Source organism: Streptomyces sp. NPDC006551 (genome assembly GCF_040611675.1).
Taxonomy (GTDB): domain Bacteria; phylum Actinomycetota; class Actinomycetes; order Streptomycetales; family Streptomycetaceae; genus Streptomyces.
The window spans coordinates 134,331-158,287 of sequence record NZ_JBEXOT010000012.1; the positions used below are offsets into that span (position 1 = coordinate 134,331).

At 70.5% G+C, this 23,957-nt stretch carries 23 protein-coding genes; 13 read left to right on the top strand and 10 right to left on the bottom strand.

What is annotated here, in order from left to right:
* The first annotated feature begins 16 nt into the window (after window positions 1-16).
* A complete protein-coding gene (locus ABZY12_RS15030; RefSeq protein WP_356890170.1) occupies window positions 17-1,060 on the top strand; it encodes a zinc-dependent alcohol dehydrogenase family protein in 1,044 nt (347 codons plus the stop codon).
* Here the strand turns inward: ABZY12_RS15030 and ABZY12_RS15035 are convergent.
* Together ABZY12_RS15035 and ABZY12_RS15040 are read right to left on the bottom strand one after the other, a co-directional pair.
* On the bottom strand, window positions 1,050-2,351 hold the full coding sequence (locus ABZY12_RS15035; RefSeq protein WP_356890172.1) for a CoA transferase: 1,302 nt from the start codon (window positions 2,349-2,351) through the stop codon (window positions 1,050-1,052). The genes ABZY12_RS15030 and ABZY12_RS15035 overlap by 11 nt on opposite strands.
* Window positions 2,352-2,441: 90 nt before the next feature.
* A complete protein-coding gene (locus ABZY12_RS15040; RefSeq protein WP_356890174.1) occupies window positions 2,442-3,980 on the bottom strand; it encodes a S8 family serine peptidase in 1,539 nt (512 codons plus the stop codon).
* Window positions 3,981-4,267: 287 nt separating this feature from the next.
* On the opposite strand from ABZY12_RS15040, the gene ABZY12_RS15045 reads away from it, so the two are divergent.
* The 3 genes from ABZY12_RS15045 to moaA all read left to right on the top strand — a co-directional run bounded on the left by ABZY12_RS15045 (window position 4,268) and on the right by moaA (window position 7,432).
* Complete coding sequence (locus tag ABZY12_RS15045; RefSeq protein WP_356890176.1) at window positions 4,268-4,642, top strand: DUF485 domain-containing protein; 375 nt, start codon at window positions 4,268-4,270, stop codon at window positions 4,640-4,642.
* Window positions 4,639-6,273, top strand: coding sequence for a cation acetate symporter (locus tag ABZY12_RS15050; RefSeq protein WP_356890178.1), 1,635 nt, complete (start codon window positions 4,639-4,641; stop codon window positions 6,271-6,273). Before ABZY12_RS15045 ends, ABZY12_RS15050 begins: the two co-directional genes overlap by 4 nt.
* A 160-nt stretch (window positions 6,274-6,433) precedes the next feature.
* Complete coding sequence (gene moaA / locus ABZY12_RS15055; protein WP_356890179.1) at window positions 6,434-7,432, top strand: GTP 3',8-cyclase MoaA; 999 nt, start codon at window positions 6,434-6,436, stop codon at window positions 7,430-7,432.
* Here moaA and ABZY12_RS15060 read toward each other — a convergent pair.
* Both ABZY12_RS15060 and ABZY12_RS15065 read right to left on the bottom strand, forming a co-directional pair.
* Window positions 7,415-7,675, bottom strand: coding sequence for a hypothetical protein (locus ABZY12_RS15060; RefSeq protein WP_356890181.1), 261 nt, complete (start codon window positions 7,673-7,675; stop codon window positions 7,415-7,417). The genes moaA and ABZY12_RS15060 overlap by 18 nt on opposite strands.
* 181 nt (window positions 7,676-7,856) lie before the next feature.
* On the bottom strand, window positions 7,857-8,201 hold the full coding sequence (locus ABZY12_RS15065) for a DUF3099 domain-containing protein (RefSeq protein ID WP_356890183.1): 345 nt from the start codon (window positions 8,199-8,201) through the stop codon (window positions 7,857-7,859).
* Between the two features lie 182 nt (window positions 8,202-8,383).
* Between ABZY12_RS15065 and ABZY12_RS15070 the strand changes: the two genes are divergently transcribed.
* A complete protein-coding gene (locus ABZY12_RS15070; protein WP_356890185.1) occupies window positions 8,384-8,659 on the top strand; it encodes a GlsB/YeaQ/YmgE family stress response membrane protein in 276 nt (91 codons plus the stop codon).
* A 158-nt stretch (window positions 8,660-8,817) separates the two neighbouring features.
* On the opposite strand, the gene tyrS is transcribed toward ABZY12_RS15070, so the two are convergent.
* Genes tyrS through ABZY12_RS15085 form a run of 3 tightly spaced genes read right to left on the bottom strand, consistent with a single transcriptional unit; the run spans window position 8,818 to window position 13,049 of the window.
* A complete protein-coding gene (gene tyrS / locus ABZY12_RS15075; protein ID WP_356890223.1) occupies window positions 8,818-10,083 on the bottom strand; it encodes a tyrosine--tRNA ligase in 1,266 nt (421 codons plus the stop codon).
* Between the two features lie 54 nt (window positions 10,084-10,137).
* Window positions 10,138-11,529 carry a metallopeptidase TldD-related protein gene (locus tag ABZY12_RS15080; protein ID WP_356890187.1) on the bottom strand — a complete coding sequence of 464 codons (1,392 nt, stop codon included), beginning with the start codon at window positions 11,527-11,529 and terminating at the stop codon, window positions 10,138-10,140.
* Window positions 11,526-13,049, bottom strand: a complete 1,524-nt coding sequence (locus tag ABZY12_RS15085; protein ID WP_356890189.1) for a TldD/PmbA family protein — start codon at window positions 13,047-13,049, stop codon at window positions 11,526-11,528. The genes ABZY12_RS15080 and ABZY12_RS15085 overlap by 4 nt, the downstream gene beginning before the upstream one ends.
* Before the next feature lie 186 nt (window positions 13,050-13,235).
* On the opposite strand from ABZY12_RS15085, the gene fabG reads away from it, so the two are divergent.
* The 3 genes from fabG to ABZY12_RS15100 all read left to right on the top strand — a co-directional run bounded on the left by fabG (window position 13,236) and on the right by ABZY12_RS15100 (window position 15,315).
* Window positions 13,236-13,940 (top strand): 3-oxoacyl-[acyl-carrier-protein] reductase, encoded by a 705-nt coding sequence (fabG, locus tag ABZY12_RS15090; protein ID WP_356890191.1) that lies wholly within the window; start codon window positions 13,236-13,238, stop codon window positions 13,938-13,940.
* A gap of 5 nt (window positions 13,941-13,945) precedes the next feature.
* Window positions 13,946-14,731, top strand: coding sequence for an enoyl-ACP reductase FabI (fabI, locus tag ABZY12_RS15095; protein ID WP_356890193.1), 786 nt, complete (start codon window positions 13,946-13,948; stop codon window positions 14,729-14,731).
* 176 nt (window positions 14,732-14,907) lie between these two features.
* The gene (locus tag ABZY12_RS15100) at window positions 14,908-15,315 is read left to right on the top strand and encodes a hypothetical protein (RefSeq protein ID WP_356890195.1); all 408 of its coding nucleotides are present in this window, start codon (window positions 14,908-14,910) and stop codon (window positions 15,313-15,315) included.
* Here the strand turns inward: ABZY12_RS15100 and ABZY12_RS15105 are convergent.
* On the bottom strand, window positions 15,260-15,964 hold the full coding sequence (locus ABZY12_RS15105) for a FadR/GntR family transcriptional regulator (RefSeq protein ID WP_356890197.1): 705 nt from the start codon (window positions 15,962-15,964) through the stop codon (window positions 15,260-15,262). The genes ABZY12_RS15100 and ABZY12_RS15105 overlap by 56 nt on opposite strands.
* Before the next feature lie 64 nt (window positions 15,965-16,028).
* Between ABZY12_RS15105 and ABZY12_RS15110 the strand changes: the two genes are divergently transcribed.
* The 4 genes from ABZY12_RS15110 (at window position 16,029) to ABZY12_RS15125 (ending at window position 18,361) form a co-directional block, all read left to right on the top strand.
* On the top strand, window positions 16,029-17,327 hold the full coding sequence (locus ABZY12_RS15110; protein ID WP_356890199.1) for an MFS transporter: 1,299 nt from the start codon (window positions 16,029-16,031) through the stop codon (window positions 17,325-17,327).
* 17 nt (window positions 17,328-17,344) lie between these two features.
* Entirely contained in the window at window positions 17,345-17,461 is a 117-nt protein-coding gene (locus ABZY12_RS15115; protein WP_356890201.1) for an SGM_5486 family transporter-associated protein, read from the top strand.
* 142 nt (window positions 17,462-17,603) lie between these two features.
* Window positions 17,604-17,807, top strand: coding sequence for a hypothetical protein (locus tag ABZY12_RS15120; protein WP_356890225.1), 204 nt, complete (start codon window positions 17,604-17,606; stop codon window positions 17,805-17,807).
* Between the two features lie 35 nt (window positions 17,808-17,842).
* Window positions 17,843-18,361 (top strand): histidine phosphatase family protein, encoded by a 519-nt coding sequence (locus ABZY12_RS15125; RefSeq protein WP_356890203.1) that lies wholly within the window; start codon window positions 17,843-17,845, stop codon window positions 18,359-18,361.
* Between the two features lie 99 nt (window positions 18,362-18,460).
* Here ABZY12_RS15125 and serB read toward each other — a convergent pair whose 3' ends face one another.
* Complete coding sequence (gene serB, locus ABZY12_RS15130; RefSeq protein ID WP_356890205.1) at window positions 18,461-19,675, bottom strand: phosphoserine phosphatase SerB; 1,215 nt, start codon at window positions 19,673-19,675, stop codon at window positions 18,461-18,463.
* A 331-nt stretch (window positions 19,676-20,006) separates the two neighbouring features.
* Here serB and ABZY12_RS15135 point away from each other — a divergent pair, with 331 nt between their 5' ends.
* Window positions 20,007-22,568: an FHA domain-containing protein gene (locus ABZY12_RS15135; protein WP_356890207.1), complete on the top strand. Its 2,562-nt coding sequence runs from the start codon at window positions 20,007-20,009 to the stop codon at window positions 22,566-22,568.
* Window positions 22,569-22,641: 73 nt separating this feature from the next.
* Here the strand turns inward: ABZY12_RS15135 and ABZY12_RS15140 are convergent, their stop codons facing one another.
* The gene (locus tag ABZY12_RS15140) at window positions 22,642-23,382 is read right to left on the bottom strand and encodes a transglycosylase SLT domain-containing protein (RefSeq protein WP_356890209.1); all 741 of its coding nucleotides are present in this window, start codon (window positions 23,380-23,382) and stop codon (window positions 22,642-22,644) included.
* Window positions 23,383-23,957 lie beyond the last annotated feature (575 nt).

Consider the following 23,957-nt stretch of genomic DNA (forward strand, 5'->3'; position numbering starts at 1 on the left):
GCGAGGACCGTCCCCCATGCGCGCCACCACCATCCACGCCCCGTTCGACATGCGCGTGGAGGACGTGCCCGACCCGGTGATCCAGCAGCCCACGGACGTCGTCCTGCGGGTGCTGCGCGCCTGCGTCTGCGGCAGCGACCTGTGGGCCTACCGCGGCGAGTCGGCCCGGAAGCCCGGTCAGCGCATCGGCCACGAGTTCCTCGGCATCGTCGAGGAAACCGGCGCCGAGGTCACCGGCTTCGACCCCGGCGACCTGGTCGTCGCCCCCTTCGTGTGGTCCGACGGCACCTGCGCCTACTGCGCCGAGGACCTGCAGACCTCCTGCCCGCAGGGCGGCTTCTGGGGCTCCCTCGGCTCCGACGGCGGCCAGGGCGAGGCCGTCCGCGTCCCCTTCGCCGACGGCACCCTCGTCAAGCTGCCCGCCGACGCGGCCTCCGACGACCACCTGCTGACCGCGCTCCTCGCGCTCTCCGACGTCATGGGGACCGGACACCACGCCGCCCTCGGCGCGGGCGTGCGGCCCGGCTCCACCGTCGCGGTCGTCGGCGACGGCGCCGTCGGCCTCTGCGGCGTCCTCGCCGCCCGGCGCCTCGGTGCCGAGCGGATCATCGCGCTCGGCCGCCACACCGTCCGTACGGACATCGCCCGCACCTTCGGCGCCACCGATGTCGTCGCCGAGCGCGGCGAGGCCGCCGAGGCCGCCGTCCGCGAACTCACCGGCGGCCAGGGCGCCCACGCCGTCATCGAGGCGGTCGGCACCGAGCAGTCGATGCGTACCGCCGTCGCGATCGCCCGGGACGGCGGCTCCATCGGCTACGTCGGCGTCCCGCACGGCAGCGGCACCGGACTCGACCTGTCGGTCATCTTCGACCGGAACATAGCGCTGCGCGGCGGCGTCGCGCCCGTCCGCGCGTACATCCCCGAGCTGCTTCCGGACGTCCTCGACGGCACCATCGACCCGTCCCCGGTCTTCGACCTGACCGTCGGCCTCGACGGGGTCCCCGGCGGTTACCGGGCGATGGACGAGCGCACCGCACTCAAGGTCCTCGTCAAGCCGTGAGCCACGCGGGGTCGTCCCCGCCCTGGAGGCCCGGCGGACGCGACCAGCCCGCCGGGCCGCCTTCGTACGACACCGGCGACAGCGCGTGCCGCAGCCGTCCCAGCGGGCTGTCCGTCTCGGCCAGGTACCGCTCCGGTTCGTAGCGGGGGAGCGAGGCGGTCAGCCAGTGCCCCGTCTGCGCCAGTGCCAGGCGTACCAGACGGGTGCCGCCCTCCCGGTCCTGTTCGGTCAGCGACCTGAGCACCGCGGCCGCGAGCAGATAGCCGGACCCGTGGTCCAGGGCCTGCGCCGGCAGCGCCCCCGGCCGGTCCGCCGAGCCCTCGGTCACCGCGATCCCGGTCGCCACCTGCACCAGACTGTCGAAGCCGCGCCGCTCGGCCCAGGGGCCGTAGTCGCCCCATGCCGACAGACGGGCGGTCACCAGACCCGGCCGGTGGAGGTCGAAGCGGTCCAGGGCTCCGGGGCGGTAACCGGTGACCAGGACGTCGGCGGCGTCGAGGAGTTCGTCGAAGGCACGGCGGTCCGACGGGCTGTCCAGGTCCAGCGCGGCCGTCCGCTTCCCGAAGTCGGTGTCGGCGTGCTGGTCGGCCAGTTCGGGGTTCCGCGGCGGGTCGACGCGCAGCACGTCCGCGCCGAGGAGGGCGAGGGTACGGGTGGCGACCGGACCGGCGATGACCCGGGTGAGGTCCAGGACCCGGAGCGGACCCGAACGCCGCCTCGGGGGCGCCTCGTCGAGCCGCTCCCGCGTCAGGAGCGGCCGCGCCGCCACCTCCCGGCCCTGCTCGTGGGCGGCCCACTCCTCGGGCCTGCGCAGGGCGACCGCCAGGCCCCCGGCCGCGTACACCGTCGTCTCGACCTCGACGGCCTTCCGTTCGGCGATCGCCGCCTCCACGGCCTCCACCGAGTCCCCGCGCACGCCCAGCGCCGCGAGCAGCGCCGCCCGGTGGTGCGGATAGTTGGCGTGCGTACGGATCCAGCCGTCGCGAGCGCGCCAGAAGCGGGACAGCGGCGCGAAGTTGACCGGTGCCCGTCCGCCGACCCGGAGATGTCGCTCGCTCACGAACGCGGTCGCCACCGCCCCGTCGTCCACTCTGACCGGCCCGGTCACGCCGTGACGTTCGACGGCGGCGAGACCGGCGACCGCGACCGTGGCGCGGGCCAGCTCCATCACGGGCAGCCGGGCCGGCAACAGTCCCGCCGGGCCCCCGTACCTCACGCGGTCGAGCAGGGCGGGATCGCCGCCCAGGGCCGACCACAACAACTCCGTGCCTGTGCGTACCGTGGTGTCCATGCCCGCACTATGGCACTCAGTGCCATGCGAAGGGCCCCGGTGTGTGCGCGACCGACAACGTCCGCGCACACACCGGGGCCCCGCGAGCAATTAGCGGCGCACGGCGTCGAGGGCGTCCACAAGCCCAGCGCCGTAGAAGCCGTTCTTGTTCTTGCCGCCCTCGCACACCGCGTCGATCTTGCCGTCACCCTCGATGTCGTAAGGGTTCGTGCAGGCGCGGTCGTCGGCCTGCGCGTACAGCAGGGACTTGAGCGCCGCCGGGCTCGCGTGCGGGTGGGTCGACTTCAGCAGCGCGAGCACGCCGGCCGCGTGCGGCGCGGCCATCGACGTACCGGCCTTGTAGTTGTAGCCGCCGTTGACCGTGGTCGACAGGATGCGGCCGTTGATCGCCGGGGCGTCCGGCGTCTGGTACTCGGTGCGGTCGCCGCCGGGCGCCGCGATGTCGATGACCCCCTGGCCGTAGTTGGAGTACGAGGACTTCAGGTCCTTGGCGCCCGTGGCGGAGACCGTGACCACGCCCGGCAGCATGGCCGGGTAGTCGAAGCACTCCTTCGGGTCGATGACCCGCGTCACCGGGGTGGTGTCGTTCGGGCTGGTGACGTCGGTGATCTCGTCCGCCGCCAGGTCCATCTTGGAGTTGCCGGCCGCGGCGACGTTGACCGTGCCCTTGCGCTCGGCGTAGCGGGTGGCCCGCGTGACCGCCTCGACCAGGGCCTTCTGGTCCTCGTCGTTCTTGCACGCGAACAGCCACGGGTCGGTGTAGTAGCTGTTGTTGGTGATGTCGACGCCGTGCTCGGCCGCCCACACGAAGCCGCAGACGACGGCCTCGGTGTAGAAGAAGCCGTCCGGGGTGGAGACCTTGATGCCGGAGACCTTCACGCCCGGCGCGACACCGGTGATGCCGACGCCGTTCTTGGCGGCGGCGATGGTGCCGGCGACGTGCGTGCCGTGGTCGCTCTCGCCCGGGTTCGGACGCCACGAGCCCGGCGTCGTGTTCGGGGCGCCGGTCACGCAGTTGGCCGAGGACGCGGCGTCGAAGTTCGGCGCCAGGTCCGGGTGGGTGTCGTCGACACCGGTGTCGATGACGCCGACCGTCACCTTCTTGCTGCCGAGCGTCTTCTGGTGGGCCTTGTCCGCCTTGATGGCCGGCAGGTCCCACTGCAGGGGCTCGAGCGGGTCCTGGCCCGCGGTGGCGCCGGCCGCCGCGGCGGTGGCCTCGGCGGCGGTGAGCGCCTGGCCGCCCTCGCCCACGGAGGTGTCGGTCTGGACGGAGAGCGGCGCCGTACGCGTCGCACCGGCCGACACCACACCCCGGGCCTGGCGGATCGTCTTCGCGAACTCGGGGTTCTGCGAGTGGACGACTATCACGCCTATCTGGTCATAGGAGATGACCACCGTGCCCCCGGCCGCGGCGATCGCCTTCTTCACCGAGGCGGCCGTCCAGCGACCCCCCTCGACGTTGACGACGTACGACAGCTTCGGGCCGTTCGTCGCCACGGCGGCCGTCGCCGGGGCGTCGCTCGCCACCGCGGCGGATGCGCCGGTCGGAAGGAAGCCGAGCGAGGCCGTGAGCGCGAGACCGGCCGGAAGAGCGAGTACTCGACCGCGTCTCGATCCCAGATGAGCCATGGGTTCTCCACATCATCCGTATGTACTGCCCGTACGCCGGTTGCGGGCGGGCAGGTGCATGACGAGTGAAGTTATCGCTGATCTTGCCGGGCCTTCAATGAGTTGAGAGGACTTGATACAGATACGGAGGAAGATCCAGGAGAGGAGAAACGTGAGGGGTGAACCGCGTCGCCCCGCGCTCCGTGCCGTTGTGCAGGGGAGGAGCTCCGTCCGGACCTCCGTTCCCCCGCCCCCCAGCGAGGCCCCCTTTGTCCATGCCTGTCGCACCCGTACCGCGAGGAGAATCCGTGGCCACCGAAGCACCGCCGCCGCCCCGAGGCGGCTCGGACGCCGACTCCGTCCCCGTCCAGCCCACGACAGAGGCGTTCGTCGAGGTCCAGGAGAGTGCGGAGTTCGGTGAACTGCGCCGTACGTACCGCTCCTTCGCCTTCCCGCTGACGATCGCCTTCATCGCCTGGTACCTGCTGTACGTGCTGCTCTCCAACTACGCGGGCGGCTTCATGGGGACCAAGCTCTTCGGCAACATCAACGTGGCGCTCGTGCTCGGCCTCGGCCAGTTCGCCACCACCTTCCTCATCGCCTGGCTCTACTCGCGGCACGCGGCCGCCCGCCTCGACCCGAAGGCCGAGGCCATCAAGTCCCGTATGGAGGCCGACGCGTGAGCAGCATCTTCGAGACCGTCTCGCTGGCGGCCGAGAACGCCACCAGCGAGCACCGGCCACTGATCATCGCCCTTTTCGGCGCCTTCGTCGTCGCCACCCTCTTCATCACGGTCTGGGCGGGCCGCCAGACCAAGAGCGCCGCCGACTTCTACGCCGGCGGCCGCCAGTTCACCGGCTTCCAGAACGGCCTCGCGATCTCCGGCGACTACATGTCCGCCGCGTCCTTCCTCGGCATCGCGGGCGCCATCGCGCTCTTCGGCTACGACGGCTTCCTGTACTCCATCGGCTTCCTGGTCGCCTGGCTGGTCGCCCTGCTCCTGGTGGCCGAACCGCTGCGCAACTCCGGCCGGTTCACCATGGGCGACGTCCTCGCCTACCGCATGCGCCAGCGCCCGGTCCGTACCGCCGCCGGCACCTCCACCATCGTCGTCTCGATCTTCTACCTGCTCGCGCAGATGGCCGGCGCGGGCGTGCTCGTCTCGCTGCTGCTCGGCATCACCAGCGACGGCGGCAAGGTCGCCATCGTCGCCCTGGTCGGCGTCCTGATGATCGTGTACGTCACCATCGGCGGCATGAAGGGCACCACCTGGGTGCAGATGGTCAAGGCCGTGCTCCTCATCGCGGGCACGCTCCTGATCACCTTCCTCATCCTGCTGAAGTTCAACTTCAACCTCTCCGAGCTGCTCGGCGCCGCCGCCACCAACAGCGGCAAGGGCCAGGCGTTCCTGGAGCCCGGCCTCAAGTACGGCGTCTCCGGCATCTCGAAGCTGGACTTCATCTCGCTCGGCGTCGCGCTCGTCCTCGGCACGGCCGGCCTGCCGCACATCCTGATCCGCTTCTACACGGTGCCGACCGCCAAGGCCGCCCGTAAGTCGGTCAACTGGGCCATCGGCATCATCGGCGCCTTCTACCTGATGACGATCGTCCTCGGCTTCGGCGCCGCGGCCCTGCTCAAGAACAGCGACATCATCGCCTCCAACAAGGCGGGCAACACCGCCGCCCCGCTGGCGGCCCTGGAGATCGGCGGCGGCGCCGGCTCCACCGGCGGAGCTATCCTGCTCGCGGTCATCTCGGCCGTCGCCTTCGCCACCATCCTCGCCGTGGTCGCCGGACTGACCCTGGCCTCGTCCTCCTCCTTCGCGCACGACATCTACGCCAACGTCATCCGGCGCGGAAAGGCCACGGAGAAGGAGGAGGTCCGCGCCGCCCGCTGGGCGACCGTCCTCATCGGTGTCGTCTCGATCGCGCTGGGCGCCCTCGCCCGCGACCTCAACGTCGCCGGCCTGGTCGCCCTCGCGTTCGCCGTCGCCGCCTCCGCCAACCTGCCGACGATCCTCTACAGCCTCTTCTGGAAGCGGTTCACGACCCAGGGCGCGCTCTGGTCGATCTACGGCGGTCTGATCTCCTCGGTCGTCCTGGTGCTCTTCTCGCCGGTCGTCTCCGGCAAGCCCACCTCGATGTTCAAGACCGTGGACTTCTACTGGTTCCCGCTGGAGAACCCGGGCCTCGTCTCCATCCCGCTCGGCTTCCTGCTCGGCTGGCTCGGCTCCCTCCTCTCCAAGGAGGAGCCGGACAAGGGCAAGTACGCGGAACTCGAGGTCAAGTCCTTGACCGGTGTCGGAGCGCACTGAATCGTATACGGTACGCAATCGGCGGACGGCCGCGTCGTAGAGTTCTACGACGCGGCCGTGCCGGTCCTCGTGACAATCGTCCGTGCTCGTTGTCGGTGCGCTCACGTAGGCTCGGTACATACCGAATCCGCAATCCGCGAGATGGGGGAGGGGGCCCACAGTGCTCATCGACACCTACGGCCGTGTGGCCACGGACCTGCGTGTCTCGCTCACGGACCGGTGCAATCTGCGCTGCACGTACTGCATGCCCGAGGAGGGCCTGCAGTGGCTCGCCAAGCCCGATCTGCTGACCGACGACGAGATAGTCCGGCTGATACGGATCGCGGTCACCGACCTCGGCATCACCGAGGTCCGCTTCACCGGCGGAGAGCCGCTGCTCCGCCCCGGTCTCGTCGGCATCATCGAGCGCTGCGCGGCCCTGGAGCCCCGCCCCAAGATGTCCCTCACCACCAACGGCATCGGGCTCAAGCGCACGGCCGCCGCCCTGAAGGCCGCCGGGCTCGACCGGGTCAACGTCTCCCTCGACACGCTGCGGCCCGAGGTCTTCAAGACCCTGACCCGTCGCGACCGTCATCACGACGTCCTGGACGGCATGGCCGCCGCCCGTGACGCCGGGCTCACCCCCGTCAAGGTCAACGCCGTCCTGATGCCCGGCCTCAACGACGACGAGGCCCCCGACCTGCTGGCCTGGGCTGTGGAGAACGCGTACGAACTGCGCTTCATCGAGCAGATGCCGCTCGACGCCCAGCACGGCTGGAAGCGCGACGGAATGATCACCGCCGGGGACATCCTGGAGTCGCTGCGCACCCGCTTCACGCTCACCCCCGAGGGCGCGGAGGAGCGGGGATCGGCGCCCGCCGAGCGCTGGGTCGTCGACGGCGGCCCGCACACGGTCGGCGTCATCGCCTCCGTCACCCGCCCGTTCTGCCGGGCCTGCGACCGGACCCGGCTCACCGCCGACGGTCAGGTGCGCACCTGTCTGTTCGCCACCGAGGAGACCGACCTGCGCGCCGCGCTGCGGTCGGAGGGCCCGGACGGTTCGGACGCCGAGATCGCCCGGATCTGGAAGCTGGCGATGTGGGGGAAGAAGGCCGGTTCGGGTCTCGACGACCCGAGCTTCCTGCAGCCGGAGCGCCCCATGTCAGCGATCGGCGGCTGAGCCCCCGGCTCCCGGGCCCTCGCCGGCCGAGTCCCACTCGGCCAGCGGCACGACATCCTTGAGGAACCCTCGTACGCCGAGGAACTGGGAGAGATGCTCGCGGTGCTCCTCGCAGGCGAGCCACGTCTTGCGGCGCTCCGGCGTGTGCAGCTTGGGATTGTTCCAGGCCAGCACCCACACCGCGGCGACGCGGCAGCCCTTGGCGGAGCAGATCGGGGTCTCGTCACTCACCGGATTGATCACCGGAACATTGTCCAACAAGGGCGATGCCGAGCAGCCACGGGGGGAGCTGCCCGGCATCGGTCCGTCGCTCCGACGGGGGATGCGGAGCGCGTAGGAAGTATGTCACGGGGAGCGGGGTGTGGTGCACCGGAACTTCATGATTGATCTGAGCTTTTCTTGAGCTTTTCGAGCCCATTAATGATCAACTCTGCTGCTGCGAGCGGTCCGTAGGCGCTTCCGTGGGACTCTCCGCAGGTCCGATCGCGGGCCGCGTCGGCGCCGGCACGAAGGTGGGCGGCAGGGACGGCGCGCGCTCCCGGCCGGCGTTGGCGATCACCACGGAGATGTAGGGGAGCAGTCCGCCCAGCACCAGGGCCACGATGGCCACATGCCGCTCGACGTTCCACAGGACCGCGGCCGCGATGACGGCCAGCGTGCGTACGGACATCGAGATCACATAGCGCCGCTGCCGGCCGCGCACGTCGTCGGCCAGCCCCTGACGGGCCCCGGTGATCCGGAAGACCTCGGTCTCACCATGCTTACGCATTGCACACCACCACCCGGCGCTCGCGCCGGACTCTCCCCGGTCCGGACCTCATCTCCACGGTACGCCCGCCACCTGGCCCTTCGGTGGCCGGGGCACGTATGGATCAGCCCGACATGCGTGGTACTGCCGACAGGCCGAGACTGGGCGGACATGCGCAAAATGCGCCGCATGAGGAGGCGACCATGAGTTGGTTGTGGGCAATCATCGTGGGTCTGGTCCTCGGTCTGATCGCCAAAGCGATCATTCCCGGGAAGCAGCAGATCCCCCTGTGGCTGACGACCGTTTTCGGCATTCTCGGCAGTGTTCTCGGCAATGCCGTCTCGACCTGGATCGGGGTCAACGACACCAAGGGCATCGACTGGACACGCCATCTGCTCCAGCTCATCGGCGCGGTGGCCGTCGTGGGTGTGGGCGACATGCTGTGGGCCTCGATCAGAGGCAACAAACGGCGCGCGTGACGCCGCACGCACGACGGCGGCCCGGCACACGCGTTCGGCGTGTACCGGGCCGCCCTCGTGCCCATGTCGTCTCCGGGGCGCCGGCCCGAGGACCGGTGTCCGGCGGATCGGGGCCGGACAGGCCTCGGTCCTGTCCGCGGATCAGGGCCGGACGCTCCCTAGGCGCCGACCTCGATCGCCGCCAGGTTCTTCTTGCCCCGGCGCAGCACCAGCCAGCGGCCGTGCAGCAGCTCGTCCGCCGACACCTCGGCGTCCTCGGCGGTGACCTTCACGTTGTTCACGTAGGCCCCGCCCTCCTTCACCGTCCGGCGTGCGGCCGACCTGCTCGGCGCCAGACCGACCTCGGTGAACAGGTCCACGACCTGGCCGAGCTCCGCCACGCGCGCGTGGGGCAGCTCCGACAGCGCCGCGGCCAGGGTGGCCTCGTCGAGCTCGGCCAGGTCGCCCTGCCCGAACAGCGCCTTCGAGGCGTTGATGACGGCCGCGCACTGCTCGGCGCCGTGCACCAGCGTCGTCAGCTCCTCCGCGAGGGCCCGCTGAGCCGTACGGGCCTGCGGCCGCTCGGCCGTGACCTTCTCCAGCTCCTCCAGCTCCGCGACGGACTTGAAGGACAGGATCCGCATGTACTTCGAGATGTCCCGGTCGTCCACGTTCAGCCAGAACTGGTAGAACGCGTACGGCGTCGTCATCTCCGGGTCCAGCCAGACGGCCCCGCCCTCGGTCTTGCCGAACTTGGTGCCGTCCGCCTTCGTCATCAGCGGCGTCGCCAGCGCGTGCACGACCGCGTCCGGCTCCAGCCGGTGGATGAGGTCCAGGCCGGCCGTGAGGTTGCCCCACTGGTCGCTGCCGCCCTGCTGCAGCACACAGCCGTAGCGGCGGTACAGCTCCAGGAAGTCCATGCCCTGCAGCAGCTGGTAGCTGAACTCGGTGTAGCTGATGCCCTGCTCGGACTCCAGGCGCCGGGCGACCGAGTCCTTGGTCAGCATCTTGTTGACCCGGAAGTGCTTGCCGATGTCCCGGAGGAACTCGATCGCGGAGAGCCCCGCGGTCCAGTCCAGGTTGTTCACCATGACCGCGGCGTTCTCCCCCTCGAAGGAGAGGAACGGCTCGATCTGGCTCCGCAGCCGGCTCACCCAGTTCGCGACCGTCTCCGGGTCGTTCAGGGTGCGCTCGGCCGTCGGCCGCGGGTCACCGATCTGCCCGGTGGCCCCGCCGACGAGCGCCAGCGGCCGGTGACCGGCCTGCTGGAGCCGGCGGACGGTGAGCACCTGGACCAGGTGGCCGACGTGGAGACTGGCCGCGGTCGGGTCGAAACCGCAATAGAACGTGACGGGACCGTCCGCGAGAGCCTTGCGCAATGCGTCCTCGTCAGTGGACTGGGCGAAGAGCCCACGCCACTTCAGCTCGTCGACGATGTCCGTCACGGTCGTCCGTCTCCTCGGGTCGATGGGGGTCATGCCTCACTCAGTCTATGGGGGTCAGACCCCCTTGCTGACCGAGCTCATGTTGAAGTCCGGCACCCGCAGCGCCGGCATCGCCGCCCTGGTGAACCAGTCGCCCCACTCGCGCGGCAGCGTCTTCTCCGTCCGCCCCGCCTCCGAGGCCCGCGACAGCAGGTCCACCGGCGACTCGTTGAACCGGAAGTTGTTCACCTCGCCGACCACCTCGCCGTTCTCGACCAGGTAGACCCCGTCCCGGGTCAGCCCGGTCAGCAGCAGCGTGGCCGGGTCGACCTCGCGGATGTACCAGAGGCAGGTCAACAGCAGCCCGCGCTCGGTCGCGGCGACCATCTCGTCCAGCGAGCGCTCGCCGCCGCCCTCCAGGATCAGGTTCCCGGCCCCGGGCGCCAGCGGCAGCCGGGTGAGCCCCGCCGTGTGGCGTGTGGTGATCAGGTGCTCCAGCCGGCCCTCCCGTACCCAGTCGGTGTGCGAGACCGGCAGACCGTTGTCGAAGACGGAGGAGTCGTCGCTCGAGGAGTGCGCGATGACGAACGGCGCGGACTCCAGACCGGGCTCTTTCGGATCGCTGCGCAGGGTCAGCGGCAGCGGGGAGAGCGTCTCGCCGAGACGGGTCCCTCCGCCCGGCTTGGAGAAGACCGTACGGCCCTCCACCGCGTCCCGGGCCGTCGAGGACCACAGCTGGTAGATCAGCAGATCGGCCACGGCCGTCGGCGGCAGCAGCGTCTCGTACCGCCCGGCGGGCAGCTCGATCCTGCGCTCCGCCCAGCCCAGCCGCTTCGCCAGGTCGGCGTCGAGCGCCGCCGGGTCGACGTCCTTGAAGTCCCGCGTCGCGCGCCCGGCCCACGCGGAGCGCGAGCGGTCGGGGGACTTGGCGTTGAGCTCCAGGGTGCCGTTGGGCTGGTCGTGCCGCAGCCGGAGCCCCGTCGACGTACCGAGGTACGTCGAGGTCATCTGGTGGTGGGCGAATCCGTACAGCTCACGGCCGCCGGCCCGGGCGCGGGCGAAGGCCTCGCCGAGAGCGGGCGCGAAGTCCGTGAAGACGGCGGAGGTCGTCTCGGCCGGCGCGTCCGTGAAGTCCGGGGACGCGTCGATGCCCTCCACCAGTGGCTGCGCGTCCTCGGCGGGCCCGGCGCCCCGGGCGGCGGCCTCGGCGGCCCGCACCAGCGGCTCCAGGTCGTCGACGGTCACGGCGGACCGCGAGACGACGCCGGACGCGGTGCCCTGCGCGCCGTCGACGGTCGCGATGACGGTGAGCGTCCGCCCGCGGGTGACGCCGTTGGTGGTCAGCGCGTTGCCGGCCCAGCGCAGATTGGCGGAGGACTCCTCGTCGGCGATCACGACACACCCGTCGGCACGGGACAGCTCAAGGGCCCGCTCGACGATCTCGTACGGCTTGCTGACGGGGCTCATCGACCGGCCTCCTGCGTGGTGTTCAGAATGTTGACTCCGCGGAAGAGAGCCGAGGGACAGCCGTGCGAGACCGCCGCGACCTGGCCCGGCTGCGCCTTCCCGCAGTTGAACGCGCCGCCCAGGACGTACGTCTGAGGGCCGCCGACCTGCTCCATCGAGCCCCAGAACTCCGTCGTCGTCGCCTGGTACGCGACGTCCCGCAGCTGTCCGGCCAGCCGGCCGTTCTCGATGCGGAAGAAGCGCTGCCCGGTGAACTGGAAGTTGTAGCGCTGCATGTCGATCGACCACGACCGGTCGCCGACCACGTAGATACCGCGCTCGACACCCCCGATCAGATCCTCCGTGGAGAGCCCGCCCGGATCCGGCTGGAGCGAGACGTTCGCCATCCGCTGCACCGGCACGTGCCCGGGGGAGTCGGCGAAGGCGCAGCCGTTCGACCGGCCGAGCCCCGTGAGCTTCGCGATCCGCCGGTCCAGCTGGTAGCCGACGAGCGTGCCGTCCTTCACCAGGTCCCAGCTCTGCGCCTCGACGCCCTCGTCGTCGTACCCGATCGTCGCGAGCCCGTGCTCGGCGGTGCGGTCACCGGTCACGTTCATGATCGACGAGCCGTACGCCAGCTTCCCCAGCTGGTCGAAGGTGGCGAACGAGGTCCCGGCGTACGCCGCCTCGTACCCCAGTGCCCGGTCCAGCTCGGTGGCGTGGCCGATCGACTCGTGGATGGTCAGCCAGAGGTTCGACGGGTCGACGACCAGGTCGTACGTCCCCGGCCGCACGCTCGGCGCCCGCATCTTCTCGGCGAGCAGCTCGGGGATCCGCTCCAGCTCCGTGTCCCAGTCCCAGCCGGTGCCGGTCAGATACTCCCAGCCCCGGCCGACCGGCGGCGCGATCGTCCGCATCGAGTCGAACTCGCCGGTCGTCTCGTCGACCGCGACGGCCGTCAGCTGGGGGTGCAGCCGGACGCGCTGCTGGGTGGTGACGGTCCCCGCCGTGTCCGCGTAGAACTTGTTCTCGTGGACGGTCAGCAGCGACGCGTCCACGTGCGCCACCCCCTCCGCCCGCAGCAGCCGGTCGCTCCAGTCGGCGAGCAGCGCGCTCTTGTCGGCGTCGGGGACGTCGAAGGGGTTGATCTCGTACGAGGAGATCCAGGTCTTCTCGGCGTGCACCGGCTCCTCGGCGAGCTCCACATGCTCGTCCGACCCGGCCGCCGCGATGACCTTCGCGGAGAGCTTCGCCATGGCGACCGCCTGCGAGGCGACCCGCGCGGCCCCGTCCATGGTCAGATCCACCCCGGAGGCGAACCCCCAGGCCCCGCCGTGCACCACCCGCACCGCGTAGCCGAGGTCCGTGATGTCCGAGGAACCGGAGGGTTTGGCGTCCCGCAGCCGCCAGGAGGCGCTGCGGACCCGCTCCAGGCGGAAGTCGGCATGCTCGGAGCCGAGTGCACGCGCGCGTGCGAGCGCCGCGTCGGCGAGCGCCCGCAGCGGCAGTGCCGTGAAGGCCGCGTCGATGGAATGAGGCACGAATGTCTCCTGTCGTGTGAGACCGGTCGCCCCCGATCATGTCGCGCTTTCGGCCGTGATGCCCAGAGGTTTCTGTAGGGACCCGACAGTGGCATGCGGAAGCCACTGTCAGGGCCCGATTCTTCGCGCAAGGGGCTGGACCGATAGGTTTTCGGCGTACCACACCGCTATCGAAAGGGTGATCCGTTGAGCCGCTCGGTTCTCGTCACCGGAGGAAACCGGGGCATCGGCCTCGCCATCGCCCGCGCGTTCGCCGAGGCCGGCGACAAGGTCGCGGTCACGTACCGGTCCGGAGAGCCGCCGGCCGGCTTCCTGGCCGTCAAGTGCGACATCACCGACGCCGAGCAGGTGGAGCAGGCGTACAAGGAGATCGAGGAGAAGCACGGTCCGGTGGAGGTGCTGGTGGCCAACGCCGGCGTCACCAAGGACCAGCTCCTCATGCGCATGTCCGAGGAGGACTTCACCTCCGTCCTCGACACCAACCTCACCGGCACCTTCCGGGTCGTCAAGCGTGCCAACCGCGGCATGCTGCGCGCCAAGAAGGGCCGCGTCGTCCTGATCTCCTCGGTCGTCGGACTCCTCGGCTCGGCGGGACAGGCCAACTACGCCGCCTCCAAGGCCGGCCTGGTCGGCTTCGCCCGTTCCCTGGCCCGCGAGCTCGGCTCGCGCAACATCACGTTCAATGTCGTCGCGCCCGGCTTTGTCGACACCGACATGACCAAGGTGCTCACCGAGGAGCAGCGCAAGGGCATCGTGTCCCAGGTGCCGCTGGGCCGCTACGCGCAGCCCGAGGAGATCGCCGCCACGGTGAAGTTCCTGGCCTCCGACGACGCTTCGTACATCACTGGAGCCGTCATCCCGGTTGACGGCGGATTGGGCATGGGGCACTGACACCTATGACGAACACTGGCGGAATCCTCGAGGGCAAGCGCATCCTGATCACCGGTGTGCTGATGGAGTCCTCCATCGCCTTCCACACCGCGAAGCTGGCGCAGGAGCAGGGCGCGGAGATCATCCTCACCGCCTGGCCGCGGCCCACGCTGACCGAGCGCATCGCCAAGAAGCTCCCCAAGCCCGAGAACGTGAAGGTCCTGGAGCTCGACGTCTCCAACGACGAGCACCTCGCGCGCCTGGAGGGCCAGGTCCGCGAGCACCTCGGCGACCGACTCGACGGCATCGTCCACTCGATCGGCTTCGCCCCGCAGGACGCGCTCGGCGGCAACTTCCTCAACACGCCGTTCGAGTCCGTCGCCACGGCCATGCACGTCTCCGCCTTCTCCCTGAAGTCGCTGACGACGTCGCTGCTGCCGCTGATGACCGAGGGCGGCTCCGTCGTCGGCCTCACCTTCGACGCGCAGTACGCCTGGCCGCAGTACGACTGGATGGGCCCGGCCAAGGCCGCCCTGGAGGCCACGAGCCGCTACATGGCCCGTGACCTGGGCAAGCAGAACATCCGCTGCAACCTGATCTCGGCGGGTCCGATCGGCTCGATGGCCGCGAAGTCGATCCCCGGATTCTCGGAGCTCGCCGCGGTCTGGGACAGCCGGTCCCCGCTGGAGTGGAACCTGGCCGACCCGGAGCCGGCCGGCAAGGGCGTCGTCGCGCTCCTGTCCGACTGGTTCCCGAAGACGACCGGTGAGATCGTCCACGTCGACGGTGGTCTGCACGCCATCGGCGCGTAACGCCTGCACGCTGCGGCTCGACAGCCGTGACGAAGGCCGGGTGCCCGCCCCTCGGGGGGCGGGCACCCGGCCTTCGTCGTGGGACGGCTCCCCTCCCGAGTCGAAAAGTCCGACGGATCACCTCAGACTGGGTCAGAGCGTGACATTCCGGCTACGGGTGGGGAGGAGGTACGGATATGCGCGCGCCGCACCGCAGGGCCGCCGCGTTCGTCTCGGCCGCCGCACTGTTCACCGGGCTCGCCGTCGCCGCCGAGGTCCGCGCCGCCCCCGCCCCGACCGAGGACCCGTTCGCGGTCACCGTCGCCGAACAGCCCGACACCTTCGGGGCCTCGTGCCGTGCCGTCGTCCAGGGCTCGCGCGTCACCGCGTACTGCCACAACCCCTTCCCGGACACCGACCGCGTCCGGCTGCACATCGAGTGCGCACGCTGGTGGGACGTGGACACCGACAGCGCCCCCGTCGACGTCGCCCCGACCGCCTTCGCCCAGGTGACCGGTCGCTGCTGGAAGGAGGTCCGCGCCGCCTGGATCACCCATCAGCCGGTCGAGACCCCTGGGCGGGCCCAGGGCGCCGGAGGCACATGAACGGGTACCCGGCTGCCTCCGCCGCCGCGGTCTCCGCCTCGCCGTCCCGGATCGCCTCCACCAGGCGCGCGTGGTCCATGTGGTGCTCCGGCCGCAGCTCCTGCCCCACGTCGTCGCGCAGCCACTCCCGCAGTACGTGCCCGAGATCGGCGTAGAGCTCGGTGAGGACGTCGTTGTGCGAGGCCACCACGACCGCGTGGTGGAACGCCGCGTCCGCCGTCACGAACCGCTCCGCGTCGCCCGACGCCCAGGCCTCCTCGCGCCCGGCCAGCAGCGCGTCCAGCTGCTTCATGTCCCGCTCCGTGCGCCGCCCCGCCGCGAACCGGGCCGCCGCGGACTCCAGCGTCGAGCGCAGCTCCGCGATGTGCCGCGGGTCGGAGCCGGCGAACCGCCGGTGCATGACCCCCGCCAGCTCGCTCGTCGCGACCACGTAGGTGCCGGAGCCCTGCCGGATGTCGAGAAGGCCGTTGTGCGCGAGCGCGCGGACCGCCTCCCGGACGGTGTTGCGGGCCACGCCCAGTTGCTCGACCAGTTCCGGCTCGGTCGGAATCCGTGATCCGACCGGCCACTCGCCGGAGGTGATCTGGTTCCGCAGCTCGGTGATCACCTGATCGGAGAGCCCGGACCGCCGGGGAGAGCCGAGCGCCATGACGCACCTTCCAATATGGTTCCGGATTGGACAACCAATCATCCCATGATTCTATGATGGCTCCATGCCTGACGAGCCGCAGACCCTCACGACACCCGCAGCACCGGCCCGCGCCTCCTCACCGGCCACCACCGGAGGGGGTTCTTCCGTACCGGACAGGCCCGCCCTGTGGATCACCCGGCTCGTCGTCGTCGGGCTCGTCCTCGCGGCCCTCAACCTCCGCCCCGCCATCACCAGCCTCGGCGCCCTCCTCGAAGAGGTCCGCGACGGTCTCCACATGAGCGGCAGCGTGGCCGGCGTCCTCACCTCCGTGCCCCCGCTCTGCTTCGCGATCTTCGGCATCACCGCCCCGCGGCTCGCCCGCCGCTTCGGCCCCACCGCCGTCGTCTGCGCCGGCATGGCCGCGATCTTCGCCGGCCTCGCCGTACGCCCCTTCGCCACCGGCACCGCCGGCTTCCTCGCCGCCAGCGCCCTCGCTCTCATGGGCATCGCCGTCAGCAACGTCCTGATGCCGGTCATCGTGAAGCGGTACTTCCCCGACCGCATCGGCACCATGACCGGCCTGTACTCCATGGCCCTCGCCATGGGCACCTCCCTGGCCGCCGCCGCGACCGTGCCCATGACCCAGGCCATAGGCGGCAGTTGGCGCACCGGCCTCGGCGTCTGGGCGGGTCTCGCCGCCCTCGCCGTCCTGCCCTGGATCCCCCTGCTGCGCGACCGCGGCACGGGTGGGCCGGCCGCTCGCGTCCCCGCCCAGTCCGGAGCGGCTCAGCAGGCCCCGCCTCTCCGGATCACCCGCAGCCGCACCGCCTGGGCCCTCGGTGTCTTCTTCGGCCTCCAGGCCACCGGCGCGTACATCACGATGGGCTGGATGCCGCAGATCTTCCGCGACGCGGGCGTCCCGGCCGGCACGGCCGGTGTCCTCCTCGCCGTCACGATGGTGATGGGCGTACCGCTCGCCTTCGTCATCCCCCGCCTCGCCGGCCGGCTCAAGAACCAGGGCCCGATCGCCGTCGCCCTGGGCCTGTGCGGCCTCGGCGGCTACACCGGCCTCTACCTCGCGCCCGCCGAGGGCGCGTGGGTCTGGGCCGTGCTCCTCGGCGTCTCCAACTGCGCCTTCCCGCTCGCCCTCACCATGATCGGCATGCGCTCGCGCACCGGCGCCGGCGTGGTCCGGCTCTCCGCCTTCGCCCAGAGCGTCGGCTATCTCCTCTCCATCCCGGGCCCCCTCCTCGTCGGCGTCCTCTACCAGCACAGCGGCGGCTGGGGCCTGCCCATCGCGCTGATGGCCGGGCTGATGCTCCCCCAGATGGTCGTCGGCATCCTCGCCGGGAGGGACCGGACGGTCGAGGACGAATGCTGAGATGCGAGACTGGGCCCATGCCAGTGCTCGACCCGAATCCCCAGAACGGCCAGAAGAAGCTCCTCATCGTGCTCGGCGCGATGCTCGGCATCACGGTCCTCATCGCCGTCGTCGCCTCGATCGCCTCACCCTGAGACGGGGGAGGGTGGGGACAACCCCCCTCCCCCTAGGGGGTGACTCTCAGGGTGAAGTGGGTGGATCACCGGATGGGCCCGCCCGCCCCCGGTCCGTACGTTGGAGACATCGCAGCGGATCACCCTTTCCACGGAGGCGGCCATGTCGGCCCGTACGCACCCCAGCACCCGGAGCACGGCGGCCGGCCTCGACACCCGGCTGCCCTGGTGGGCCCTCGCCCTCCCCGTGGCCGCGTTCATCGTCCTCTTCCTGCTCATAGCGGGCCCCGGGAAGGCCCACGCCATCGGCGGCGATCCGGCGGTCGGACACGTCCTGGAGCGGATCCAGCAAACGCTCTCACTCTGAGTCGACGTGAGCCGTTTCATGGGAAGCTGGAGCGCATGAGCGTCGATACACCCCGCAGGATCGTGCTGCTCCGGCACGCCAAGGCCGACTGGCCCCAGGTGTCCGATCACGAGCGACCGCTCGCCGAACGCGGCCGCACGGACGCCCCCGTGGCCGGCCGCAGGATCGCCGAGACCGGGATCTCCTTCGATCTGGCCCTCTGTTCGACCGCCGTCAGAACCCGCGAGACCTGGAAACTGGCCGTGCACGAGCTCCCGCACCGCCCCAGGACCGTGTACGAGGAGCGACTGTACGAAGCCTCGCTCGGCGAACTCATCGCCCTGCTCAACGAGACGCCCGAGGACGTGAACGACCTTCTCGTCATCGGGCACAACCCCGGGATGCACGCGCTCTCCGACGCCCTCGCGGGCTCGGCCGAGGGCGACACGCGAGCCCGCATGAACCGGGGCGGTTTCCCGACCGCCGCCTTCGCCGTCGTCGGCTTCGACGGCTCATGGAAGTCCGTCGAGCACGGCGTGGGTACCCTGCTCGAGTACTGGGCCCCGCACGACTGACCCCGTACCACCGATCTCCGTACCGCGCGTACGGCACGACAAGGGCCCGGTCACCCCTCGGCGACCGGGCCCTCCGCCCGAGGCGTGGCACAGGCGTGGTCAGTGCAGCAGGTCCTCGCCGCCGTCCGCCGCCTCGACCTCCTCGCGGGTGATCCCGAGCAGATAGAGCACGGTGTCGAGGAAGGGCACGTTCACGGCGGTGTGGGCCGCCTTGCGGACGACCGGCTTGGCGTTGAACGCCACCCCCAGTCCGGCCGCGTTCAGCATGTCCAGATCGTTGGCGCCGTCGCCGATCGCCACGGTCTGCGCCAGCGGCACCCCGGCCTCCAGGGCGAACCGGCGCAGGAGCCGCGCCTTGCCCGCCCGGTCGACGATCTCGCCCGTGACCCGGCCGGTGAGCTTGCCGTCCACGATCTCCAGGGTGTTGGCCGAGGCGAAGTCGAGCCCCAGCCGCTCCTTGAGGTCATCCGTGACCTGGGTGAACCCGCCCGAGACGACACCGACCTGGTAGCCGAGCCGCTTGAGTGTACGGATGAGGGTGCGGGCACCGGGAGTGAGCCGTACCTCGGCACGGACCTTGTCCACCACGGAGGCGTCGAGCCCGGCCAGCAGCGCCACCCGCGCGTGGAGCGACTGCTCGAAGTCCAGCTCGCCGCGCATCGCCGCCTCGGTGACCTCGGCCACCTTGTCCTCGCAGCCCGCGTGGGCCGCGAACAGCTCGATGACCTCGTCCTGGATGAGCGTCGAGTCGACGTCCATCACCACCAGACGCTGGGCGCGGCGGTGCAGCCCGGCGGAGACGACCGCCACGTCCACGCCGATGTGGTGCGCCTGCGGGGCGAGCGCGGTGCGCAGCGGCTCGGTCTCACAGCCCGAGACCGCGAACTCGACCGCCGTCACCGGATACTTCGCGAGGCGGAAGATCCGGTCGATGTTGCCGCCGGTCTCGGTGATCCTGGCCGCTATGGCGGCCGTCGCCTCGGCCGTCAGCGGGTGCCCGAGCACGGTGACGTGGGAACGCCCACTACCGCGCGGACGGTTGTCACCGGTGCCGGAGATGATCTCGGCCTGAAGCTTCAGCGACTCGGCCCAGCTGTGCACGGTGGCCCGCAGCTCCCCCTGGGAGGCGACGGTCGGCTCGGTCACGAGCGCGCACAGGACGAGGCGGCCGCGGGACACGACCTGCTCGATGTCCACGACGTCGACGGAGTAGGCGGCGAGGGTGTCGAAGAGCCCGGCGGTGATCCCGGGACGGTCCTTCCCGAAGATCTTGACGAGAAGGGTGGGAACGTCTGAGGTCTGCGATGCGCTCATGGTGGTTCCACCGTATCGGGCACCGGGTGCCACCAGCCTCCCCGTCCCGCGTACCGGACACCCGACTGGTCCCCTCCTCTGTCACGGTAACGCCGCAGACCCGGCCCCGCCCCGCCGCCGCCCTCGCGCCCCGACTCCCGACGCGCACGGGACGCCGGGTTCCTCACGCGCTGCCCCATTCGTGGAGGCCGCGCACGCGCCTCTGCACGGTCTTCACCCCGCCCGACTTTCGGATACGGGACCCGGCCTGAAATAGTTCCCCCCGGATGTTCGCCATCCCTGGACTCCCTGCGACAGGGGGTACATCGGGGGACAAGTAGTGGGGCATGGAGTGCCAGAACTCGTACTGGAATTGAACGGAAGGACCTGGACTCTCGATCCGTCCAGGTCGTACACCCTCGGCCGCGATCCGCAGGGCGACCTCGTGATCGACGACGCCCGGGTCTCGTGGCGACACGCCACCATCAGCTGGGGCGGCCGCAGTTGGGTCATCGAGGACCACGGCTCGACCAACGGCACCTTCGTACAGGGCCAGCGGATCCACCAGATGGAGATCGGGCCCGGCTCCGCGGTGCACCTCGGCAACGCGACCGACGGGCCGCGGCTGAATCTCGCCGCCGGCGCCCAGGCCGCCCAGCAGCAGGCACCGGCGCAGGCCGCGCCCGCCCACCAGGCCGCGGCGCAGGCGGAGTGGGCCGGCCACCAGGGCCGGCCGCAGCAGCAGGGCTGGCAGCAGCAGCCCGCACCGGCCCAGCCGCACGCGCAGACCCCGCACCCGCAGGCCCCGCAGTTCCCGCAGCAGCAGGGCGGCCCCGTCGAGCAGTTGGCACAGAAGGTGCCGGGCCAGGGCGGCGGAGCCGCGGGCGCGCCGCCGGTCTACGGCGACCGCAGCCCCACCACGTTCCACCAGCTGGCCCTCGGCCACGTCATGCGCATCGGTCGTGCGCTCGAGAACGAGCTGGTCGTCTCCGACCTTCAGGTCTCGCGCCACCACGCCGAGTTCCACGCCACCCCCGACGGCCGTTTCGAGATCCGCGACCTCGGCTCCCACAACGGCACGTACGTCAACGGTCAGCCGATCGCCAAGGGCGGCACCGCCCTCATCGGCCCCAACGACATCGTCGGCGTCGGCCACTCGACCTTCCGGATGGTCGGCGGCCAGCTCGAGGAGTTCGTCGACACCGGTGAGGTCTCCTTCTCGGCCCGCCACCTCACCGTCACCGTCGACGGCGGCAAGCAGATCCTCAAGGACGTCACCTTCGGCGTCCCCGAGAAGTCGCTGATCGGCGTGATCGGCCCGTCCGGTTCCGGCAAGTCGACCCTGCTCAAGGCGCTCACCGGCTACCGCCCGGCCAACGAGGGCGACGTCCTCTACGACAACCGGAGCCTCTACAAGCAGTTCGCCGAGCTGCGCCAGCGCATCGGTCTGGTCCCGCAGGACGACATCCTGCACAAGGAGCTGACCGTCCAGAAGGCGCTGCGCTACGCCGCCAAGCTCCGCTTCCCCGGCGACACCGCCGAGGCCGAGCGCGAGGCCCGCATCGACGAGGTGCTGCGCGAGCTCAAGCTCGACATCCACAAGGAGAAGAAGGTCACCTCCCTCTCCGGTGGCCAGCGCAAGCGCGTCTCGGTCGCCCTGGAGCTCCTCACCAAGCCGTCGCTGATCTTCCTGGACGAGCCGACCTCCGGCCTCGACCCGGGCATGGACCGCGACGTCATGCAGCTGCTCCGCGGCCTCGCCGACGACGGCCGTACGGTTCTGGTCGTCACGCACTCGGTGGCCGAGCTCGGCCTCTGCGACAAGCTGCTCGTGATGGCGCCCGGCGGTTCGGTGGCCTACTTCGGCCCGCCGGAGGAAGCGCTGAACTTCTTCGGCTACAGCACCTGGGCCGACGTCTTCTCCGCCTTCGAGAACTACCGCGACTACGACTGGGCGGGCCGCTGGAAGGGCTCGCAGCACTACCAGATGTACGCCGCGGACATCGACGCCGTCGCCGCCCAGCCCGTCCAGATGCCGCAGCACGCGATGGCCAGGCCGCCGAAGCCGCAGGGCTGGGGCTCCCAGCTGTGGACCCTGATCCGCCGCTACTCCTCGGTCATCGCGTCCGACAAGGGCTTCATGGGCCTGATGGTGATCCTGCCGGCCGTCCTCGGCCTGGTCTCGGTCGTCATCCCCGCCGACTTCGGCCTCGCGCCGCCCAGGCCGCCGTCCCGCTTCAACGGCGACGCCGGCACGATCATGCTCATCCTCGCGGTCGGCATGTGCTTCTCGGGCGCCGCCAACTCCGTACGAGAGCTGATCAAGGAACGGGTCATCTACGAACGGGAGCGGGCCACCGGCCTGTCCCGCTCGGCGTACCTGATGTCCAAGGTCATCGTCCTCGGCGTGATCACCGCCATCCAGGGCGTCATCATCTGCGGCATCGGCTTCGCCACCCGCGACCTGCCCGCCGAGGGCCTGGTCATGCCGCCGGCCGTCGAGCTGTGCGTCACGATCATCGCGCTCGGCTTCACCTCGATGATGTTCGGCCTGGTCATCTCCTCGCTGGTGAAGACCGCCGAGAAGACGATGCCGCTGCTCGTCATGTTCGCGATCGTCCAGGTCGTCTTCACCGGCATCCTCTTCCAGGTGTACGGCTCCCCTGGCCTGGAGCAGTTCGCCTGGCTGATGCCCTCGCGCTGGGCCATCGCCGCCGCGGGCTCGACCCTCGACCTCGGACACCTCATGCCGCCGTGGGACCACAAGGACCCGACCAACCTGGACCCGCTGTGGGACCACACGGTCGGCCAGTGGGGCTTCAACCTCACGATCCTGGTGCTCATCGGGATCATCTGCGGCATCGCGGTGGCGCGTCTGCTGCGCCGCCACGAGCCCGAGGTCATGCGCAAGTAACAGCGGTCGTACGACGCCGAAGGGCGGCACCCCGTGCGTGGGGTGCCGCCCTTCGGCATGTGCGCAGCGTCCGTCAGTAGGCGCTGTTGACGTTGTCCATGGAGCCGTAGCGGTCGGCCGCGTAGTTGCAGGCGGCGACGATGTTGGCGACCGGGTCGTACTGGTCGAACTTGGTGCCCGGCACGTGGTAGGCCTTGAAGGTCGGGTAGATGACCTGCAGCAGGCCCTTCGACGGGACACCGTTGATGGCGTTGATGTCCCAGTTGTTGATCGCCCGGGGGTTACCGCTGGACTCCCGCATGATGTTGCGGTGGATGCCCTCGTAGGTGCCCGGGATGTTGTGCTTGTCCATGATGAACAGCGCCTCACGGATCCAGCCGTCGAGGTTGTTCGCGAAAACGGGCTGGCGGGCGGCGGCACGGCTCGCGGCGGCCTTGGCGTCGGCGCGCTTCTTCGCGTCGGCCTTCGCCTTCGCCGCGGCCTTCGCCTTGGCGGCGGCCTGGGCCTGAGCGTCGGCCTTCGCCTTGGCGGCGGCCTTGGCCTTCGCCTCGAGCTCCTGCTTCGCCTTCAGACCGATGGTGGTCTGCTGCTCGGTGAGGCTGGCGTGCAGCGCCTTGGCCTGCGGGCTGTTCGCGTTGTACGCCCAGGCGACCTGCTGCGTGTTGGCCAGCGCCTGGGGCTCGGTCTCAGCGGCGGCGTCGTTGCCGGGGACCAGGGTGAGGGCGAGGGCGGCGGCACCGAGGGCGGCGACACCGGCGATGGAGGCCTTGTGGGTCTTCTTCAGCCGATAGTGGCCGGGGGTGTTCGCGGACATGCAGGGCTACCTCTTCGAATAGACAGGGGGTCGCTCAGGCCGGTGGCGGCTCTGCGCCTGCTTCGGCGGCGACGGATGCAATTCTTAGCGGCAGCAAAAACCTGTGGCAAAGGTGTGACGTACGATGCCGGGTAGTGGATCAGGGGCCCGTGCATCGCCCACGGATACCGGCCGGGGACCATGCCCCACAGCGCCCGTCTGCTCTTTGCTCGTCGACTAAAGGTGTTCGTAAGTGACCTGCGTCCTATGCGCGGGCTCACATCGGGCACGTAGCGAACTCACCCCAAGTTGCGCCCGCAATGCACACAGTGAGCGGGATCCTCCGAGTGGACGAGGGGGGCGGGGCCTGCCTCCTGCCCGAGGCGGAGCACGCCTCCCACCAGGTACTTCGCCCCAAGGCCTGGGCGGCGGATCTTGGCCGGGGCCTAGGCCGTGTCTTTCGGATCTTGCCGGGCTCGCGACGCCTGGCACGCACGCTCTCCCCGTAGCCCTTCGGGCACGGGAGGTGCCCCCAGTCGTCGTCGGTCGCCGATGCTCCGCATGGACTCCCTCCTCCGCCTTGCGATCGCACGCAC

Coding starts and splice junctions, on each gene's coding strand:
- ABZY12_RS15140 (WP_356890209.1), bottom strand. CDS start 23,382: ATGTCCGCGAACACCCCCGGCCACTATCGGCTGAAGAAGACCCACAAG.
- fabI (WP_356890193.1), top strand. CDS start 13,946: ATGACGAACACTGGCGGAATCCTCGAGGGCAAGCGCATCCTGATCACC.
- ABZY12_RS15105 (WP_356890197.1), bottom strand. CDS start 15,964: ATGGCGCTCGGCTCTCCCCGGCGGTCCGGGCTCTCCGATCAGGTGATC.
- ABZY12_RS15125 (WP_356890203.1), top strand. CDS start 17,843: ATGAGCGTCGATACACCCCGCAGGATCGTGCTGCTCCGGCACGCCAAG.
- serB (WP_356890205.1), bottom strand. CDS start 19,675: ATGAGCGCATCGCAGACCTCAGACGTTCCCACCCTTCTCGTCAAGATC.
- ABZY12_RS15030 (WP_356890170.1), top strand. CDS start 17: ATGCGCGCCACCACCATCCACGCCCCGTTCGACATGCGCGTGGAGGAC.
- ABZY12_RS15115 (WP_356890201.1), top strand. CDS start 17,345: ATGCCAGTGCTCGACCCGAATCCCCAGAACGGCCAGAAGAAGCTCCTC.
- ABZY12_RS15100 (WP_356890195.1), top strand. CDS start 14,908: ATGCGCGCGCCGCACCGCAGGGCCGCCGCGTTCGTCTCGGCCGCCGCA.
- ABZY12_RS15110 (WP_356890199.1), top strand. CDS start 16,029: ATGCCTGACGAGCCGCAGACCCTCACGACACCCGCAGCACCGGCCCGC.
- ABZY12_RS15040 (WP_356890174.1), bottom strand. CDS start 3,980: ATGGCTCATCTGGGATCGAGACGCGGTCGAGTACTCGCTCTTCCGGCC.
- ABZY12_RS15035 (WP_356890172.1), bottom strand. CDS start 2,351: ATGGACACCACGGTACGCACAGGCACGGAGTTGTTGTGGTCGGCCCTG.
- ABZY12_RS15065 (WP_356890183.1), bottom strand. CDS start 8,201: ATGCGTAAGCATGGTGAGACCGAGGTCTTCCGGATCACCGGGGCCCGT.
- ABZY12_RS15120 (WP_356890225.1), top strand. CDS start 17,604: ATGTCGGCCCGTACGCACCCCAGCACCCGGAGCACGGCGGCCGGCCTC.
- ABZY12_RS15080 (WP_356890187.1), bottom strand. CDS start 11,529: ATGAGCCCCGTCAGCAAGCCGTACGAGATCGTCGAGCGGGCCCTTGAG.
- ABZY12_RS15070 (WP_356890185.1), top strand. CDS start 8,384: ATGAGTTGGTTGTGGGCAATCATCGTGGGTCTGGTCCTCGGTCTGATC.